The organism is Gluconobacter sphaericus NBRC 12467 (assembly GCF_006539125.1).
GTDB lineage: Bacteria > Pseudomonadota > Alphaproteobacteria > Acetobacterales > Acetobacteraceae > Gluconobacter > Gluconobacter sphaericus.
In genome coordinates this window covers 1-17,372 of record NZ_BJMK01000040.1, presented here as the reverse complement: position 1 = coordinate 17,372, position 17,372 = coordinate 1, and the positions used below count along the sequence as shown (strand labels likewise).

Sequence of the window (17,372 nt, the reverse complement as noted above, 5' to 3'; positions counted from 1 at the left end):
CTAAAAAATTTTCCCACGACTGATGTCGACACGGACATTTTGCATATACTCTGGGGAGAGATCTGTTGGAGTGGTTATTTCAAAGGCGGTATATGCGGTGACGATCTGGTAGCAGAAAAGCCCGTTGGAAAAATGGGGGCGTTTTTCCACGGAAGCCTGTCCAGCCCCGGGCAGGAGGAAGACGTCATGTGGGCGGATAAAAGCGGTCGCGTTTCCGTCTGGCCCCTCGAACGGGAAAGGGGCGATATCGGGGTTGTCCGGAACGAACTGACCAGACCGGACGGTACCCGGAAATTTTAGGGTTTCGCCCAGAAACTCCATGACAAAGGGCGTTTGGGGGGTAGCATTCAGGGTGGAGGCGTCGGCGGCCTGAACGATGCGGCCCTCCTGCATGACGACGAGCGTGTCTGCGACATCCATGGCTTCTTCGTGGTCATGGGTGACGAGAATGGTCGTCAGGTTCATCCGGTCGTGCAGCTCCCGGAGCCAGCGGCGGATGTCACGGCGGACCAGAGGGTCCAGGGCGCCGAAGGGTTCATCGAGCAGGAGAAGTTTGGGGCCGGTTGCCAGTGCGCGGGCAAGGGCCACGCGCTGTCTCTGGCCGCCGGAAAGCTGGTCCGGATAGGCTTTTGCGAGATGGCGAAGCTGGATGAGGTCCAGAAGTTCGGTGACGCGGCGCTGGATGGCGACGCGATCGGGGCGCCGCGCGCGGGGCAGGACGTCGAGGCCGAAGGCGATGTTCCGGGCCACGGTCATGTGTCGGAACAGGGCATAGTTCTGGAAGACAAATCCGATGCCCCGGTCCTGTACGGGGCGGTCGTGGATGGGGAGGCCGTCGATCAGAAGCGTACCTTCGGAATGAGAGGAAAGCCCTGCAATGGCTCTGAGCAGGGTGGTTTTTCCGGCTCCGGATGGCCCGACAAGCGCGACGAACGCGCGGTCTTCGACGGTTAGCGCGATGTTATCGAGCAGTTTGCGCGAAGAGCGGGGGGCGTATTGCGTGAAGGCTTCGAGAGTGATGCTCATGGATGCTATTTTCTGAAAGAACGCTCGAGAAACATGCGGATCAGGACCGTTGTCATTGCGACAAGGACGAGAAGAGCCGCCATCGCGAAGGCTGCTACGGACTGGTAGCCGTTATAGAGGGTCTCGATATGGAGCGGCATGGTCTCGGTGACGCCGGGGATGTGGCCTGAAATAACGGCGACTGCGCCGAATTCCCCCATGGCGCGGGCTGTCGTGAGAAGAATTCCTGAAAGAAGCGCCCAGCCTGCGTCTGGGAGCGTGACGTGGATCAGGGTTTTCCAGAAGCCCGCGCCGAGCAGGAAAGCGGCTTCTTCGGCGGCACGGCCCTGCTGTTCCATATAGGGCATGAGGGTACGCGCGACGTAGGGGAAGGTCACGAAGAGCGTCGCAAGGACGATGCCGGGGACGGCGAAGGCGATGTGTAGGCCGTGATGGCCGAGCCAGTTTCCCCACCATCCCAGTCGGCCGAAAAGCAGCAGCCAGACCAGCCCCGCGATGACGGGCGAGACGCTGATGGGGAGTTCGATCAGGCTCACCAGAAAGCGGGCGCCTCGGAAGTCGTATTTCGTCAATGTCCAGGCCGCAGCGATGCCGCCTGCCGTGTTGATGACCGTCACGATGGCGGTAACGCAGGCTGTCAGGCGGATGGCGGATCGGGCTTCCGGGTCTTTGAGGGTTTCAAGAGCCGTATGCAGGCCCTGACGCAGGGCTTCATGCAGGATCAGCGCCACAGGCAGGACGATGAGAAGGCCGATGATGCTGTAGCTGAGCAGGGTCAGGATAACGGGGGTTATCCGGGAAGACTGACTGATCATGCCCCGTCCTCGCGGACAAGCCCTGAGGAGACCGAACGGCGCAGATGGCTGACGGCAACGAGGCAAAGCAGGGCCGTGACGAGCAGGATCAGGGCGATGGAGGTGGCGCCATCATAGTTGAATTCCTGAAGCCGCATGACAATCAGTAGCGGTGCGACTTCGCTGTGGAAAGGCTGGTTGCCCGCAATGAAGATGACGGAGCCGTATTCCCCGATGCCCCGAGCAAAGGCAAGCCCTGCACCGCTCAGAAGCGGGGGCGCGAGAGCAGGCAGGAGAATACGGCAGAAACGCTGCCATCCCGATGCGCCTAAAAGGAAAGCGGCTTCCTCGACATCTTTGGGAAAGCTGCGGAGCACGGGTTCGACGGAACGGACGATGAAGGGCAGCCCGATGAATGTCAGCGCGATGACAATTCCGGCGGGAGAAAAGGCGAGTTTCAGTCCCAGTTTTCCTGCAGGGGCGCCGATCCATCCGCCGGGGCCGTAAAGGGTGGCCAGAGCGATGCCGGTCACGGCTGTGGGGATGGCGAAGGGGAGGTCGATCAGGGCGTCTATGGCGCGATGGCCGGGCGGGCGGTAGCGAACGAGGGTCCAGGCCAGCAGCAGGCCGATCGGCAGATCAATGAGGACCGCTAGGAAGGCGCAGATAAAACTGACCCTCAGGGCGGCATACATGCGCACGTCATGTAGCGCATGGATCATCGGGCCGAGGCCGTGCTGCCAGGGCCGGAGCAGCAGCGCCGTCAGGGGGAGCAGGACGAGTAGCCCGGTCCAGAGCAGGGTCAGACCCAGCGACAGTGAAAAGCCGGGTAAGGTCTGGCGTCGGCGCGGGAAAGAACGCAGGCCCGTTACGGTCAGGGGTTTCACACTCAGTGGCTGTAGATCTGGTCGAACACGCCGCCGTCCGAGAAATGGGTTTTCTGCAGGCGGGTCCAGCCGCCCAGACTGGCGACGTCGAAGGTTGTGGTGTGTGGAAAGACTGCGGCTGCTTCGGCCTGAATCGTAGGGTCCACGGGGCGGAAATAATGTTTGGCGCCGATCCGCTGGCCTTCTGGGGAAAACAGGAAGTCCAGATAGGCGCGAGAGACGGCTTCGGTTCCGTGTTCCTGCACGTTGCGGTCCACGGTGGCGACGGGAGGTTCGGCGAGAATGGTGAGGGGGGGCACGATAATATCGAATTTGTCTGGCCCCAGATCGTGCGAGGCCAGCAGGGCCTCGTCTTCCCATGCGATCAGAACATCACCCAGGCCGCGCTGGACGAAGCTGTTGGTGGCGCCACGCGCGCCTGTATCAAGAACGGGGACATGCGCAAAGAGCGCTTTAAGGTACGCTGTTGCGGAATGTTCCGTCCCACCGGGCTGATGGAGTGCCCAGCCCCATGCGGCCAGATAGTTCCACCGTGCGCCCCCGGATGTCTTGGGATTTGGGGTAACAACCTGAATGCCGTCGCGGATCAGATCGGGCCAGTCGTGGATGTTCTTTGGATTGCCTTTACGCACGAGGAACACGATCGTGCTGGTATAGGGTGTCGAATTGTGCGGCAGGCGTTTCTGCCAGTCTGTAGCCAGAAGGCCGTTCTGGGCCAGAATATCAATATCGTATGCGAGACCCAGCGTGACGACATCCGCGGGTGCGCCCTCCAGAACCGAGCGTGCCTGCGCGCCGGAGCCGCCATGCGATGACGTTACGACAACGCTGTCTCCGCTATGGGTCCGGGACCAGAAGGCCGGGAAGGCATGGTTGATGTCGCTGTAAAGCTCGCGCGTCGGGTCATAGGACACATTCAGAAGGTGGTAATCCGCAGCATGTGCGGCGGACAGACACGGACCTGCGATGAGGGCTGCGGCGAGAGCCAGTGTTCTTTTGAGGGTGTAACGGCGGGACGACAGGATTTTCATGGCCATGAGCCTTCGGGAGCAGGGGAATGTCGGGTCGATCTGTATAACAAAAACAAAACGTTATTAATTAAAACAACTATATCATTTTGATTATAGATCTGCCTATTGCCGTCAAGCGTGTCCCGGATCGATTCTTGAAAATCGGTTGAAAAACAGATATTTCGTAAGAAAACAGAACGATTCTGCAACGCGGGATTGAAAACGCCGAAGGGTTTGTGTTTTCAATAACGATGAAATAGAGTTTTTAAATAATAAAACTATCAGGATCAGTTTAATGACCCTCGGCTCCGCTTCTGCTCACCCGAAAAAAGCGTGCTGCGTTCCGCAGGCGGCACGGGCGTCTTCGCGCGCGCTGTCCGTTCCGGTGTTTCAGGACCGTCAGACCTGCCGTGTCTCGGGCTATGAGGACATGGTGCTGATCGAGGAGGGGACGCACCAGATTGGCGCTGATGATTCCGAAACCCATGTCGCGGATGGCGAGGGGCCGGTCCGGCTCGTGGAGGTCAATGCTTTCTGGATCGACAGATATGCCGTCACCAACCGGCAGTTTGCGGCCTTTGTCGCAGCTACGGGGTATGTGACGGAAGCCGAAGCGGAGGGGTGGTCGTTCGTTTTCGAAGGAGTGGCGACGGCGACAGCGAAGAAGCGCCGTCTGCGCGGTTCTGTTCCGCAGACGCCGTGGTGGCTGCCGGTTCGTGGCGCGCAGTGGCGTCATCCTGAAGGGCCGGGGTCGCATATTTCGGCCCGTCAGGATCATCCGGTCGTGCATGTGTCGTGGAATGATGCGGCCGCCTATGCGGTCTGGGCGGGCAAGCGTTTGCCGACGGAAGCGGAATGGGAAATTGCCGCGCGGGGTCGGATGCGGAATTTCCGTTACCCATGGGGAAATGAACTGCGTCCTGATGGGGAGGCGCAGTGCAACATCTGGCAGGGACGTTTCCCTGATGAGAACACCCGCCAGGACGGGTATGTGACGACCGTGCCCGTTACCGCATTTCCGCCGAATGGATACGGCCTTTACAACGTGGTGGGGAATACGTGGGAATGGTGCTCCGATTTTTGGAGCCCGGTCTGGCATCAGGCTGAAAATGCCCTGACGCGATGCAATCCTTCAGGACCACCCGAGGGGACGGACAGGGTGCTCCGGGGGGGATCGCATATGTGCCATCACTCCTATTGCAACCGGTATCGCAATTCGGCACGGACCCATACGACGCCTGACAGCTCTCTCGGCCATATCGGTTTTAGATGTGCGTCATCGGCTGTGGTGGATCTGTGAGTATGGATCGACCCTCCAGAGCGGTGAGCCGCCGTCATCTTCTGGCGACGACGGCCGGGGCCGGTGTGGCGTTTTCGGCCGGTGCTGGTGTTGGTGCCAGGGCGAAGACCATCTCTGCCGCGTCAGAGACCTCGGCAGACCGGAAGCCGAACATTATCTGGATCGTCTGCCATGATATCCATGCGCCTCTTCTGGGATGTTACGGCAACCCTCTGGCGGTGACGCCGACGATTGACGCGCTGGCCCGCGAGGGTAACCGCTTTGAAAGCGCCTATGCCACCGCCCCGGTCTGTTCTCCGTCGCGTTTCTCGCTGGTTACGGGGCTGTATCCGCAAAGCTGTGGACCGGCGGAAAACATGCGCGCTGTGGCCCGCATTGCAGGACAGTTCGAGAGTCTTCCGGAACTGATGCGTGGGGCAGGGTATTACTGCACCAATAACGTCTTTACCGACTATAACTGTGACCTTGATCCTGCGACGATCTGGGATGAGTGTTCGGTGACGGCGCACTGGCGGAACCGTCCGGCGGGGAAACCCTTTTTCTCGGTCTACAATTATCTCATCACGCATGAATCCCATCTGTTTGAGACGGGTACGACCGTGACCGACCCTGCGCGGGTCCATATTCCGCCCTATCTGCCGGATACGCCTGATATCCGGGATTCGATTGCGCGGAACATCGACATGGTGAACCGGCAGGACAGGGCGGTGGCCCATATTCTGGGTGAGCTTGAACAGGACGGCCTGACTCAGGACACGATTGTCATGTTTTTCGCCGATCATGGCGGGGTACAGCCCAGAACGAAGCGCTACTGTTATGAAGGGGGGCTGCACGTGCCCCTGATCGTGCGGTTTCCGAAGAAATTCCAGTATTTTGCACAACATGCGGCCGGGCAGGTCAGTCCGGATCTTGTGAGCTTGGTGGACATGGCGCCGACGACATTGTCGCTGGCAGGGGCGGCAATTCCCGCGCATATGCAAGGACAGCCATTTCTGGGGCAGCATGTTCCCGCGCCGCGCGAACATGTGTTCAGCGGTCGCAACCGAATGGATGAACGGTTGGACCTGATGCGAACGGTCCGGAGTGGGCGTTACCGCTATATCCGCAATTACATGCCGCATCGCATTTACGGACAGCATAATGCGTATGAATGGAAAGGTCGCGGTTACCAGTCCTGGGAAGAGGAGTGGCTGGCGGGGCGTCTGGATCCCGTTCAGGCAGCCTTCTGGCAGGCCAAGCCGGGTGAGGAGCTTTATGATCTTGCGGATGATCCGTATCAGATCAGAAACCTGAGCGACGATCCGGCGCATCAGGCTGCGCTGCAACATCTGCGTGGTGTGCTTGATGCGCAGATGACTGCGATCAACGATAATGCGTTCCTTGCTGAAGGACTGCGACATCAGGGATATCCGGCAAGCCGCGAGCCTGGCGCTTATCCGTTGCCTGCGCTGATGGCGTTGGGGGCGAAGGTGACCCAGCGTAGCCCGGAACATCTTCCGGCGTTCAGGGCTTCTCTTGAAAATGATAGCGAAGCCGTGCGGTACTGGGCGGCTACGGGTATTCTTGCGGTGCAGACGCCGCTGGATGCCCAGACCACTCATGATGTGGCGTTGGCATTTGAAAAAGAGCCGTCTGTGGTAGTCAGGGCCGTGCTGGGTGAAATTCTGCTGAATGGCCCTGATGCCTCTCAGGCCATCGACTGGGTTGCGGGAAAGATCGCGCAAACGGATGATCCGGAGGGGGCGCTGGCTGCGGTTCTGGCGGCGACTTATGGGCGGAATGTGCGCTCTCCCGCCGTCACACCGGCTGTTCAGGTGGCCCTGACGACGCGTGTTTCGCCGCCTGATGTGCAGGGTGTTCTGGGGCTTTTCGCGGTACGGGCCGCCGCGCGGTATCTCAGCGAAAAACGCGCCGGAACCTATACGCCGCGTCTGAAACAGCCGTCCGATTTTGATGCAGTCGCCATGCAGAGCCCGGCAGGAAAAAAGCTGGTAGCGGCCATGGGGGGCAGGATCAGCGATCCGCAAATCTAGAGGCTGCGGGAAGAAAATCCCAATTCTCTCATACCCTCCGTCAAGCTTTTGGCTCTGCGCGGGGCCAGAATATCCGCAGGAACATCATGGTACAGGTCAGACGTCGCACCTTTCTTGCCTCAAGCGGAGGCGCCTTCGTGGCAAAAGGATATGGGCAGTCCCTTCCGAAAGGTAGGTGGACGAATATTCTCTATATTCATTCCCACGACAGCGGGCGCTCGCTCGAGCCCTATGACAGCGCGGTTTCTACTCCGGAAATAGCTTCTCTGGCGCGTGAGGGCGTGACGTTCCGGCAGGCGTTCAGTGCGGCACCGGTCTGCTCTCCCAGTCGTGCGGCTCTGCTGACCGGTCAGTCTCCCCATCGTTCCGGAATGATCGGACTGGCGCATCGGGGTTTCAGGCTGAGCAATCCGCGGCAGCTCCTTTTCCGAGATTTGCAGAAATTCGGATATCAGGCTGTGCTGACAGGAATGCAGCATGTTGCCGCTGATCCGGACACGCTGAGGTATGACAGGAACCTTGCTTATCGCGACGAGAGCGGGAAATGGCGTGCGGAAGCTTCTGTGGTGGCACCGATAGCCGAACGGTTCCTGGACAGTCGGCCCAGACAGCCGTTTTTTCTGGATGTCGGATTTTTCGAGACGCATCGGGAGTATCCGCAACCGACACCCGCAGATCTGGAGCGTGTGCGGAGCGTTCCGCGTCCGTTGCCCGATACGCCGGAAATCCGCCATGATTTCGCGGCGTTCGGAGCAAGCGCCCGTCAGTTGGATGCGGGTGTGGGACGAGTTTTGAGGGCTTTGTCCAGAAATGGTTATGACCGCAACACGCTGGTTATTTTCGTCACGGATCATGGCATCGCTTTTCCGGGCATGAAGTCCAACTTGACGGATGACGGGATCGGAACGGCACTGATCATGCGGGGGCCGGGTCTGGCCGTGGGGCATCAGTCGGACGTGATGGTCTCGCAGATTGATGTTTTTCCGACGGTTTATGATTACCTGGGTATCCCGCGTCCTTCCTGGCTTGCGGGGCAGTCTTTCCTCCCGGTCTTGCAGGGCAGTCAGGTGGAGATCCAGGATGCCGTCTATGCCGAGATGACATATCACGCGTCTTATGAGCCGATGCGGGCCGTCCGGACGCAGCGATGGAAATATATTCGCAGATTTGGAAGTCGCAGGCAGCCCGTACTGCCGAACTGCGATGACAGTCCCAGCAAGTCCGTCTGGGTCGGGGCCGGATGGCCGGATCATCGTCTGCCTGAAGAGGCTCTTTATGATCTGACTTTCGATCCTGCGGAAACCGGAAACCTGTGTCACGATCCGCAGTACGGAGACGTTCTGCGGGAGATGCGAAAACGCCTGAGGCGCTGGATGCAGGAGACGCAGGATCCGCTTCTCAAAGGGCCTGTGGCGGCTCCGGTGGGGGCGGTTGTCAATCCGCCCGATGGTCAGTCCCCTTCGGAACCGACGGTGCCTGCCTGAGAAGGGAGGGCTGGCGTCATGATTTGGGGCGCCAGCCCTGCGGGTATATTATTTCTCCAGACCTGAAGCCGGAACCACGATTGTTTCGGTATGGGAGACGGCCGAGGGCACCCATCCATACGGCACTGGCTGGATACGATAGACCCAGTTGGAGCGGGTTGCTTTTCCGGGAGAGCTGGTTGGCGTTTCGCCTGAGTAGGGCGACACATATTCCCACACGATTTCGCCCGCAGGCGTGACCTGGAAGAAGCGGCCGTTCATGCCTTCGTCGATCAGGGTATTGCCATTGGGTAGTCGATCTACGGAGCTGATGAAGCTGCTGTAGAAGGACCATGGCGGGCCGCCTGAATTCTCGCCCGTGTACTGCCAGACGACCTGCGCCGTTACGGGATTGATTTCCAGAATTCGCGAACCGTTGGCGACCTGTAACGGACGGGCGGGATAGCCTGCCTCGCCCTGATTGTCGAAAACGATCAGATTGCCTGCACCCGGTAGGCCTTCGGGAACAAGATGTGCGTCATGCTGTCCGACGAACTGGTCGACGGCGAAAGGAACAGCCGGTTCGCTGCGGCGTCGCTGTGGGAGGTTGGGTCCAAGACGCCATACGACCTTGCCGGAATGGCGGTCCAGGATCGCGATGAAGTTGGCCTCCCGTGAGTCGATCAGGATGTTGTCCGGCGCGAAACGTTTGTCTCCCGCACGGTACCAGTGGTTATCGCCCACAAGTTGCATATTGTTGATATGAAGGTAATCCGGATTTTCAGCATGGGTTACCAGTTGAAGCTGGCTACCGGTAAAGCCGAATTCCTGAAGATGGTCGCCGGCCTTCCAGGTCCAGCGGATTTTCCCGTCCGGGGCGATCTCATAAATTACGTCATCCAGCACCGGCTTGGCTCCACCGGGGATGGAGCGGTTCTGGTTGGCCAGCAGAAGCGTGCCGCCATCGGGCAGGCGGGCCCAGTCGTGATGTTGACGGGCATTGCCTTCGGGTGACTGAAGCCCCCATTCCCAGAGCGTTTTGTCGGACCAGTCCACATAGCCGAAAGTCCGGTTACGGAAACCGGCTGTGGCTCCGGGGATCTTGTGGGTGCCGTCCCCGCGGATTTCCGAAATCTGAAGCCCGATAATGCCTTTCTGCCCCTGGACCAAAGCGGGATCAATGTATTTAGCGGGGAAACCGGCCTGTGCCCATTGCCGGACCTCGTGGCCGTTCATGTCGATGAGATGGGTATGATTGTCGCTTCCGGAAAACAGTAGGAAGCTGTTGTAAGCCTTATCGGGGCTGTAACGGGTGACGCCGGTCGGCACTACGCTGGGGACGGCTTTTGCCACGTCCGGGAAGGTCATGAGGGCAGTGCACAAAGCCATCGTACCCGTAGCGACGGTAGAAAGCCTGAGTCGGAACGAAGCCATATCACTTACCCTGTTATCTGGAATCATGGTCTCCCGGGGGAGCTTTCGAACTGAAACCGCTTTTCAGGGTTATTTCAACCATCAATATTGGTTTTTATTAATTTACATCATATTTTTTGGTTGTTAATATTTTTAACCATAATTGATAGTTTAATAATCCAGATTGAAAGCCAGCAGATGACCCGATTTGTCCAGAGGCGTCGCGCCTTCCTTTCCACTGTTGCAGGGATCGGCCTTGGTGGAATTACGGGGCTGGGAGCGCAGGCGGTTGCCCAGCCCCGGACTTCAGGCCGCTCCGGCGCAGGGGCAAAGGCGCCGAACATCATTTTTATTCTCGCGGATGACCTTGGATACGCGGATGTGAGCTGTTTCGGCACGCCAGGTTTTACGACGCCTTCCATCGACCGTATCGCGCATGAAGGCATCAAGCTGACGCGCGCCTATGCGAACTCCGCCGTCTGTTCCGCGACGCGGACGGCTCTGATTACCGGGCGTTATCAGGACCGGATTGCATGTGGTCTGGAAGAACCGATCGCCTCATCCAGTGGGAAAATCGGGCTTCCGCCTGGATTGCCGACTCTGCCGGAACAGCTTCACAGGGCCGGATACAGGACGGCTCTGGTGGGGAAGTGGCATCTTGGGAACCCTCCGGAGTTCGGGCCGCTTAAAAGTGGTTATGACCATTTTTATGGTATTTCCGGTGGCGCCGCCGACTATTTCACCCATCAGGGAAAACCCGGTGAAGATCAGTTCTATCGGGACGATCATCTGATCCACGATCATGGTTACCTGACGGGACTTCTGGGGGATGAAGCCGTGCGGCTGGTCGAGACGTTTGCGCAGGACGCGTCGCCATTTTTCCTCAGTCTGCATTTCAATGCGCCGCACTGGCCTTGGGAAGGGCCGGAGGACGAAGCCGAGTCAAAGCGTCTGAAAGGCAAGATCTTCGACTATGATGGTGGAACGCAGAAGACCTATGGCCGGATGGTCAGAGCCATGGATGACCAGATCGGCCGGGTTCTTGCGACGCTTGACCGCCATCAACTGACGGAAAATACGATTGTCGTGTTTACCAGCGACAACGGCGGCGAGCGTTTCTCCGAGATCTGGCCTTTTACGGGCATGAAGGGGGAGCTGCTGGAGGGGGGGCTCAGGGTGCCGGCGGTTCTGAGGTGGCCCGCACGGGTGAGGGCAGGGTCCAAAAGCGATCAGACCCTCATCACGATGGACTGGCTTCCCAGTTTCTTGGCTGCTGCGGGTGTGGCGCCGGATGCAACTTTTCCGTCCGACGGTACAAATCTTCTGCCGTTTCTGAGCGATCCGGAGAAACGCCAGTCGCGCTCATTGTTCTGGCGTTACAAGATTCATGACCAGCACGCTCATCTCGACGGCGACTACAAATATCTGAAAATCGGGAAGAACGAATTTCTCTTCGACGTTGTCAGCGATCCGCGCGAGAGAGCCAATTTGAAAGATCGCAAACCAGAGCTTTTTGCCCGCCTGAAACAGGAATGGGAAGCCTGGAATGCAACGATGCTGCCTTTCCCGCAGGGCAGTTACAGTTGGGGAGCGGATGCCCAGAATTTTGCGGATCATTATGGTGCGTCCCGGTCTGATTGATGTGGGCTTCATCGCAACCGAGCAGAAAAGACGACGGAATATATAACTCAAATAAAAAGTATAAATAAATACATCCCGAATCCATTACGTATGTATGGACCGAATCAAAACGACGATATATCGTTTTATGTAAAAACAACGATATACAAATGTTAATTCGGTTTCGGGAAGATTCTGGTCATGAAGAAAAAATACGTCCTGCTTACCGCCATTGCGGCGGTGGTTGATGTGACGGGGTGGGACAGTGCGCAGGCACAGAACACTGTCCCCACGGAAGGAGTTGCGGCCACGCATGCCGCGCACAGGCACCACATCGCAAAATCAGTTCCGGCAGCCTGGACTACTCGAAAAGCGGTTAAGGTGCCGGTCTCCGATCCGGAACGGATTCACGTGGTCGCATCTCCGGTGCAGGCAGCAGCGCGCACGATTGACCAGGAAACGCATGCGCTTCAGAACGTTCCCCAGGCTGCGACACGGATCGGTGCACAGGAACTGAAGGCCGAACATATCACGGCCCTGCCTCAGGCTGCGCGCCTTTTGCCTACCGTTCAGCTCAATATTTCCAATCCACGCAACACCACAATCAATATCCGTGGTCTCGGAGCCGCTGGGACGGGAGCAACCGATGGAATCGAAGGGGGCGTGGCGGTGTATGTCGATGGTGTTTATCGTTCACGTCCTGCGACAGCGCTGAGCGATCTGGTCGATCTAAACGGGATCACTGTCCTGCGTGGTCCTGCTGGTACGGAAGGAGGCATGACGGCCACAGCAGGCGCCATCGAACTCACTACGGCAGCGCCGGATCTGCACACCCGACATGTTTATGGTGAGGCGGGCGTTGGAAATTATGATTATAATCGCTGGAGCCTTGGCGTTACGACACCGTTGATCAAGGACAAACTTGCGGTCCGGCTGAGTGCTTTGGGATATGGCAACAGCGGCTGGGTCAAAAACCTTGCGGGTGGTGGCGATATTAACGGTCAAACCAGCCGCTCTTTCCGCGCTCAGGTTCTGTATCACCCCACGGATGAGCTGAGTGTCCGACTGACGGGAGATTATGCCCATCTGCGTGAGAACTGCTGCTCAGGTGGGCTCTACAAGATCGTTGCAACCAAGACGGATGGCAGCGCCGTAGCGGGAACACTGCCGCAGCGTCTGGGCTGGGCTGGATATGGCGCAACGGCTCCGTCCAATGCGCCCTATACCATCAACCGAAGCTCTCTTTCTGACGCAGAGCAGGAAGATATGGGGCTTGCGGGCCATGTGGACTGGCATCATGCCAATTTTACACTGTCCTCCATCACGGCTTTCCGTTGGTGGGATTGGGCACCACATAATGACGGTGATTTGGGGCCAGCCAATGCCATTCTTAACAGTAATGCCAAGGTCGATCAAAGGCAGTTCACGCAGGAACTCCGTTTTTCCAGTTCTCTGGGGCGTCTGCTCGATTACCGGGTGGGAGCGTTTTACATGTGGCAGGAAAACCGTGTTTACGGTGACACCCGCTACGGACCGGATGCCGGGGCGTGGTATGGATATGGAACCGGAAGCTCACCCGTTAGTGGTATCTCTGCCGAACAGGCCTCGAATGTCTTGAACAATTATGACGTGCGTAGCTATGGACAGCCCACCACCAATTATTACGGGCTTTATGCGAACGGAACTTGGCACATCACCAGTAAACTGGATTTCGTGACGGGTGTACGATATAATTACAGTACCAAAACGGGAAGTTTTTCCCAGTGGCAGGTCACACCCGCTAGCTATAATTCAGCCGTTACGTCAATATCTGCGGCGCAGAAAATCTGGGGCCTGTACGGTAGCAATACAGGATATGGCGCGCATGTCGATAATGGTTTCGTAACCGGACAGTTTGTTGCGAAATACCATGTGGCGGATAATGCCATTGTATATGGTCGCTATGGCCGCGGTGGAAAATCCGGTGGCCTCAATCTGGTCTCTTTTTCTGCGAGTCAGCTTTCTCAGGGCGCAGTTTCTCCGAATGTCGGAAAGGAGACGGATGACTCTTTTGAGGTCGGGGCAAAGGCGCAATTTCTTCAGAACCGTCTTCTGGTCAGCGGTGCGCTGTATCAGACAAATGACCACAACTATCAGGTTACGGCAGTTCATGAATATCAGGGTGCGCTGGTTTCCTATCTGAGCAGCGCTCCAAAAGTGCGGGTCCGTGGTGCAGAGATGGACATTCATTACAGCCCGCTTGCAAATCTTGTGACGTCCCTGTCTGCGTCTTATAATGACGCCCAGTTCCTCCAGTATTCCACAAGCGCGCCGCCGGAACTGGCATGGAAAGGCGCTTATAGTCTCGCTCATACGCAGATTCCGTTCGTGCCCAGATGGGCGCTGTCGGCTGCGGTGCAATATTCGCACGGGATCGGAAAGGTTTTTTCCCGCCCTCTCGATGCCTATGCAGGCGGAAGCTACAATTACAACACACGCATGAATACCTCCACCAACAACTCTGTTTATGGCTGGGTGCCGGCTTATGGCACGTTGAACCTGAATTTCGGGTTTCGCGATCATCAGGGGCGCTGGGAGCTTGCTGGGTTTATCAACAATGCAACGGACGAGCGGCGTGTAACGCAGATTTCCCAGGGAAGCGCCAATTCGGGGAATGGCAGTTGGTACGCCTATGTCACCCAGCCCCGCAATTTCGGCTTTATTGCCCGCGCGAACTACTGAACCGGCGAGGAATGGTCATGAAAAGACAGACGTCTTTGGGCCCTCTTCTGGGCAGCACGCCTTTATGGGGCAGTGTTGTGCAGCATGTCCGTGCAGCAGAACCGTCTCAGGCGAGGCAGGGTTGGCCGCAATCGCCACAGGCTCTCACGAGGGCGCCGAATATTGTCGTTATTCTGATTGATAATGTCGGATTTGGTGCGTCGAATGTTTTTGGTGGAGCGATTTCGACACCGGATTTTGCACGTCTGGCGGATGCCAGGCTGCGATATAACTTTTTTCACATCAATGCGTTGTGCTCCCCGTCTTGGCACAAAGTGCAGTATTTCACCACGAGCGGAAATCTGGGCATCTATTCCGATGGATGGTGGGCGGGACAGCTTGCTCGGGAAACGTGGGAGGTGGATGACAACCGTGTGTATCGTACCCGTGGGAAACAGCCGCAGACGCATCCGTGGGAACTCTACAGGCTGAACGATGACTACAGTCAGGCCCATGATCTGGCTGCGAAATATTCCGAAAAACTCAAAGAGCTTCAGGCGCTTTTCCAGCACGAGGTCAGCCGTAATCATGCAGATTTGCTCCGGCCCGGAGTTGACGCATATCCGCTTGGTACGGCGACAGGGCAGACGGTCTTTACCTACCGCTCTGGCGTGTATCGCGTAGGGCCGCGTTTTGCACCGGATCTGGGGCATGATCCGTATACGCTTAGTGCTGATGTCGATGTCCCTGCGGGCAGGGCGCAGTGGGCGATTTTCGCCGAGGGCGGGCGATATGGGGGTGTCACCCTCACGACAGCACGATCTTCCGGCCAATGAATTCCGTTACATCAAAGGAGGCGCAGGCCTTGATCCGTTCAATTCGCATGAACCGCCGGACACTCCTAGCCGGGACCGCAGCGCTCGGCACGGTTACTCTGGGTCTGTCGGAGGGGGCTGCGCATGCGGCCTCCAAGGCAGTCTCGCGGGCGCCCAACATCATTTACATCATCGCGGATGACTTGGGTGTGTACGATCTTGGCTGTTACGGCCAGACCAGAATCCGCACACCGCACATCGACCGGATGGCGGCTCAAGGCATGAAGTTCACGCAGGCTTATGGTGGCGCGCCTATCTGCTCGCCTTCCCGCTGTGCACTCATGACGGGGCGCCATATGGGACATGCGTCCATCCGCGACAATTTTGCGCTCGCCGGAGGCGTGGTCGGATACAAGGGGAAGGAACAGATCCGCAGAGCTAATCTGTTCGATCAGGAACCAACGGTCGCGTCCGTTCTGAAAGAGCAGGGATATGTGACGGGGCTGGTTGGGAAGTGGCATCTCGATGGTTACAATCCTGACGCCATCCCGACGCGGCACGGGTTTGATGAATTCCACGGATGGCTGACGCAGACGGAAAAGACGCAGGGCTATTTTCCGGAGAAATGGTACGACGGCACGACGTTGCAGGATGTCGCGGGAAATGCCGGCGGGGGACGGGCTGTCTACGAAACCGACATCGTGACGGATCAGAGCTGCGACTTCATCAGGCGTCATCGTCAGAAGCCCTTTTTTCTGACGGTCGCCTATAATGCGCCGCATAGCCCGCATATTACACCAACCGAGGGGGATTATGCAGGAGAGCCCTGGGGCGCCCGGGAAAAGGCCTATGCGGCCATGATCGAATTTCTGGACGCTGGCGTCGGCAGTATTCTGCAAACGCTTGAAGCGTCCGGGTTGGACAATGATACAATCGTGTTTGTGTCGTCCGATCATGGACCGAGATCCGAACCCACGGCGGAGCAGACGGAAGTGGTGACCTTCTTCAACTCTCATGGTCCGTTGCGAGGCTATAAACGCGAGCTTTACGAGGGTGGAATCCGTGTTCCGCTGATTGCGCGCTGGCCTTCACGGATCGCCGCGGGCACGACGAACGGGACACCCGTTTATCATCCCGATTTGCTGCCGACGGTTCTCGGGCTGGCAGGGCGCAGTGTTCCTGTTGTGACGGATGGTCGCGATCTGACGCCCGTTCTGCTGGGGCAGGGGGAGCTGCCGGAGCGACTGCTCTACTGGGAGACATATGAGCCGTCTTTCTGGCAGGCGGCGCGTTTGGGGAAATGGAAGATCGTGCGGCCTGTCGGGTCGTCCCGGTTGGAGCTTTATGACCTGACGGCAGATCCGGGCGAAAAGCGCGATGTGGCCGCCAAACATCTTGAGACTGTCAGAGAGCTCTCCGCGCTGCTTGTGTCGGAACACCGGCCCTCGCGTGAGTATCCGATCGCCCTTTAACTGACGAAACGGAGCACCGATCATGGTCTTTCGAAGTAGAAAAGACCATGATCGGTGCTTTTTATATTGGGGAACAAGAATTCATTTGGAAATTAATCGCGAGGGGTTTTTAGAGAGTCTGGTAGGTGGAGGGTTCGAAAAACCCTCTGGTTTTGAGTCTGTCTCTGTGATTCCCTTCTCCCTGAGTTGATTGTGGCTGATGGATCATGAAGCTGGCGGGATTTTTTGATGTTGAAGAGCGGCTTGCCCGGTTAAGCGGGCTTGGCGATCAGCTCGAAGCATTTTCCCGGACTGTGGATTTTGAAGTGTTCCGCCCTGATCTGGAGAAGGCTCTGGTCTATTCAGATGGAAGCAAGGGCGGGCGACCGCCGTTTGATTCCGTGTTGATGTTCAAGATCCTGGTGATCCAGACGTTGAACAATTTGTCTGATGAACGGACGAAATATCTGATCAATGATCGCCTCTCCTTTATGCGTTTCCTTGGTCTGGGGCTTTCCGATTGGGTGCCGGATGCCAAAACGGTCTGGCTGTTTCGCGAGCGTCTGACCTAGGCGGGAGCGATCGAGGGTCTGTTCAATCGCTTTGATACAACCCTGCGCAGCGCTGGTTATCTGCCGATGTCAGGCCAGCTCCTGGATGCCACACTGGTGGATGCTCCAAAGCAGCGGAACTCCAACGCCGAGAAAGCCGACCTCCGGGCAGGGTGTATTCCTGAAGACTGGCAGGACAAGCCATTCAGATTGTCCCACAAGGATCGCCACGCGAGCTGAACGCTGAACTTCACGGAAGCAAAACGGCAGGACGATGGAACAATCCCGTCAACGGATCTCGCTATCCCA

The 17,372-nt window shown here is 57.7% G+C and carries 12 protein-coding genes and 1 pseudogene; 8 read left to right on the top strand and 5 right to left on the bottom strand.

The window, feature by feature from the left end; all coding sequences use genetic code 11:
- The 4 genes from GSP01_RS13105 to GSP01_RS13090 are packed head-to-tail and all read right to left on the bottom strand — an operon-like array spanning position 1 to position 3,744.
- A complete protein-coding gene (locus tag GSP01_RS13105; protein WP_141354199.1) occupies positions 1-1,026 on the bottom strand; it encodes a sulfate/molybdate ABC transporter ATP-binding protein in 1,026 nt (341 codons plus the stop codon).
- A 5-nt stretch (positions 1,027-1,031) separates the two neighbouring features.
- Complete coding sequence (locus GSP01_RS13100; protein WP_141354197.1) at positions 1,032-1,841, bottom strand: sulfate ABC transporter permease; 810 nt, start codon at positions 1,839-1,841, stop codon at positions 1,032-1,034.
- Positions 1,838-2,707 (bottom strand): sulfate ABC transporter permease subunit CysT, encoded by an 870-nt coding sequence (gene cysT / locus GSP01_RS13095; protein ID WP_141354195.1) that lies wholly within the window; start codon positions 2,705-2,707, stop codon positions 1,838-1,840. Before cysT ends, GSP01_RS13100 begins: the two co-directional genes overlap by 4 nt.
- Before the next feature lie 2 nt (positions 2,708-2,709).
- Positions 2,710-3,744 (bottom strand): sulfate ABC transporter substrate-binding protein, encoded by a 1,035-nt coding sequence (locus GSP01_RS13090; RefSeq protein ID WP_141354193.1) that lies wholly within the window; start codon positions 3,742-3,744, stop codon positions 2,710-2,712.
- A 268-nt stretch (positions 3,745-4,012) separates the two neighbouring features.
- Between GSP01_RS13090 and GSP01_RS13085 the strand changes: the two genes are divergently transcribed.
- From GSP01_RS13085 to GSP01_RS13075, 3 genes are all read left to right on the top strand, one after another.
- Entirely contained in the window at positions 4,013-5,017 is a 1,005-nt protein-coding gene (locus GSP01_RS13085) for a formylglycine-generating enzyme family protein (protein WP_141354192.1), read from the top strand.
- Between the two features lie 23 nt (positions 5,018-5,040).
- Positions 5,041-7,050, top strand: a complete 2,010-nt coding sequence (locus GSP01_RS13080; RefSeq protein ID WP_255320905.1) for a sulfatase family protein — start codon at positions 5,041-5,043, stop codon at positions 7,048-7,050.
- Positions 7,051-7,136: 86 nt separating this feature from the next.
- Positions 7,137-8,534, top strand: a complete 1,398-nt coding sequence (locus tag GSP01_RS13075) for a sulfatase family protein (RefSeq protein ID WP_141354188.1) — start codon at positions 7,137-7,139, stop codon at positions 8,532-8,534.
- Between the two features lie 48 nt (positions 8,535-8,582).
- Here the strand turns inward: GSP01_RS13075 and GSP01_RS13070 are convergent, their stop codons facing one another.
- Positions 8,583-9,947, bottom strand: a complete 1,365-nt coding sequence (locus tag GSP01_RS13070; protein ID WP_141354186.1) for an aryl-sulfate sulfotransferase — start codon at positions 9,945-9,947, stop codon at positions 8,583-8,585.
- A 177-nt stretch (positions 9,948-10,124) separates the two neighbouring features.
- Between GSP01_RS13070 and GSP01_RS13065 the strand changes: the two genes are divergently transcribed.
- The 5 genes and pseudogenes from GSP01_RS13065 to GSP01_RS13045 all read left to right on the top strand — a co-directional run.
- Positions 10,125-11,567 (top strand): sulfatase family protein, encoded by a 1,443-nt coding sequence (locus tag GSP01_RS13065; protein WP_141354184.1) that lies wholly within the window; start codon positions 10,125-10,127, stop codon positions 11,565-11,567.
- A gap of 180 nt (positions 11,568-11,747) precedes the next feature.
- Positions 11,748-14,267 (top strand): TonB-dependent receptor, encoded by a 2,520-nt coding sequence (locus GSP01_RS13060; protein ID WP_141354183.1) that lies wholly within the window; start codon positions 11,748-11,750, stop codon positions 14,265-14,267.
- Between the two features lie 17 nt (positions 14,268-14,284).
- The gene (locus tag GSP01_RS14820; protein WP_167495557.1) at positions 14,285-15,082 is read left to right on the top strand and encodes a sulfatase-like hydrolase/transferase; all 798 of its coding nucleotides are present in this window, start codon (positions 14,285-14,287) and stop codon (positions 15,080-15,082) included.
- Positions 15,083-15,111: 29 nt separating this feature from the next.
- On the top strand, positions 15,112-16,533 hold the full coding sequence (locus GSP01_RS13050; protein WP_228123933.1) for an arylsulfatase: 1,422 nt from the start codon (positions 15,112-15,114) through the stop codon (positions 16,531-16,533).
- A 206-nt stretch (positions 16,534-16,739) separates the two neighbouring features.
- Positions 16,740-17,372 (top strand): annotated as a pseudogene (locus GSP01_RS13045) (transposase); the annotation flags it as partial.

Coding starts and splice junctions, on each gene's coding strand:
- GSP01_RS13105 (WP_141354199.1), bottom strand. CDS start 1,026: ATGAGCATCACTCTCGAAGCCTTCACGCAATACGCCCCCCGCTCTTCG.
- GSP01_RS13100 (WP_141354197.1), bottom strand. CDS start 1,841: ATGATCAGTCAGTCTTCCCGGATAACCCCCGTTATCCTGACCCTGCTC.
- GSP01_RS13090 (WP_141354193.1), bottom strand. CDS start 3,744: ATGGCCATGAAAATCCTGTCGTCCCGCCGTTACACCCTCAAAAGAACA.
- GSP01_RS13065 (WP_141354184.1), top strand. CDS start 10,125: ATGACCCGATTTGTCCAGAGGCGTCGCGCCTTCCTTTCCACTGTTGCA.
- GSP01_RS13060 (WP_141354183.1), top strand. CDS start 11,748: ATGAAGAAAAAATACGTCCTGCTTACCGCCATTGCGGCGGTGGTTGAT.
- GSP01_RS13075 (WP_141354188.1), top strand. CDS start 7,137: ATGGTACAGGTCAGACGTCGCACCTTTCTTGCCTCAAGCGGAGGCGCC.
- GSP01_RS13070 (WP_141354186.1), bottom strand. CDS start 9,947: ATGGCTTCGTTCCGACTCAGGCTTTCTACCGTCGCTACGGGTACGATG.
- GSP01_RS13085 (WP_141354192.1), top strand. CDS start 4,013: ATGACCCTCGGCTCCGCTTCTGCTCACCCGAAAAAAGCGTGCTGCGTT.
- GSP01_RS14820 (WP_167495557.1), top strand. CDS start 14,285: ATGAAAAGACAGACGTCTTTGGGCCCTCTTCTGGGCAGCACGCCTTTA.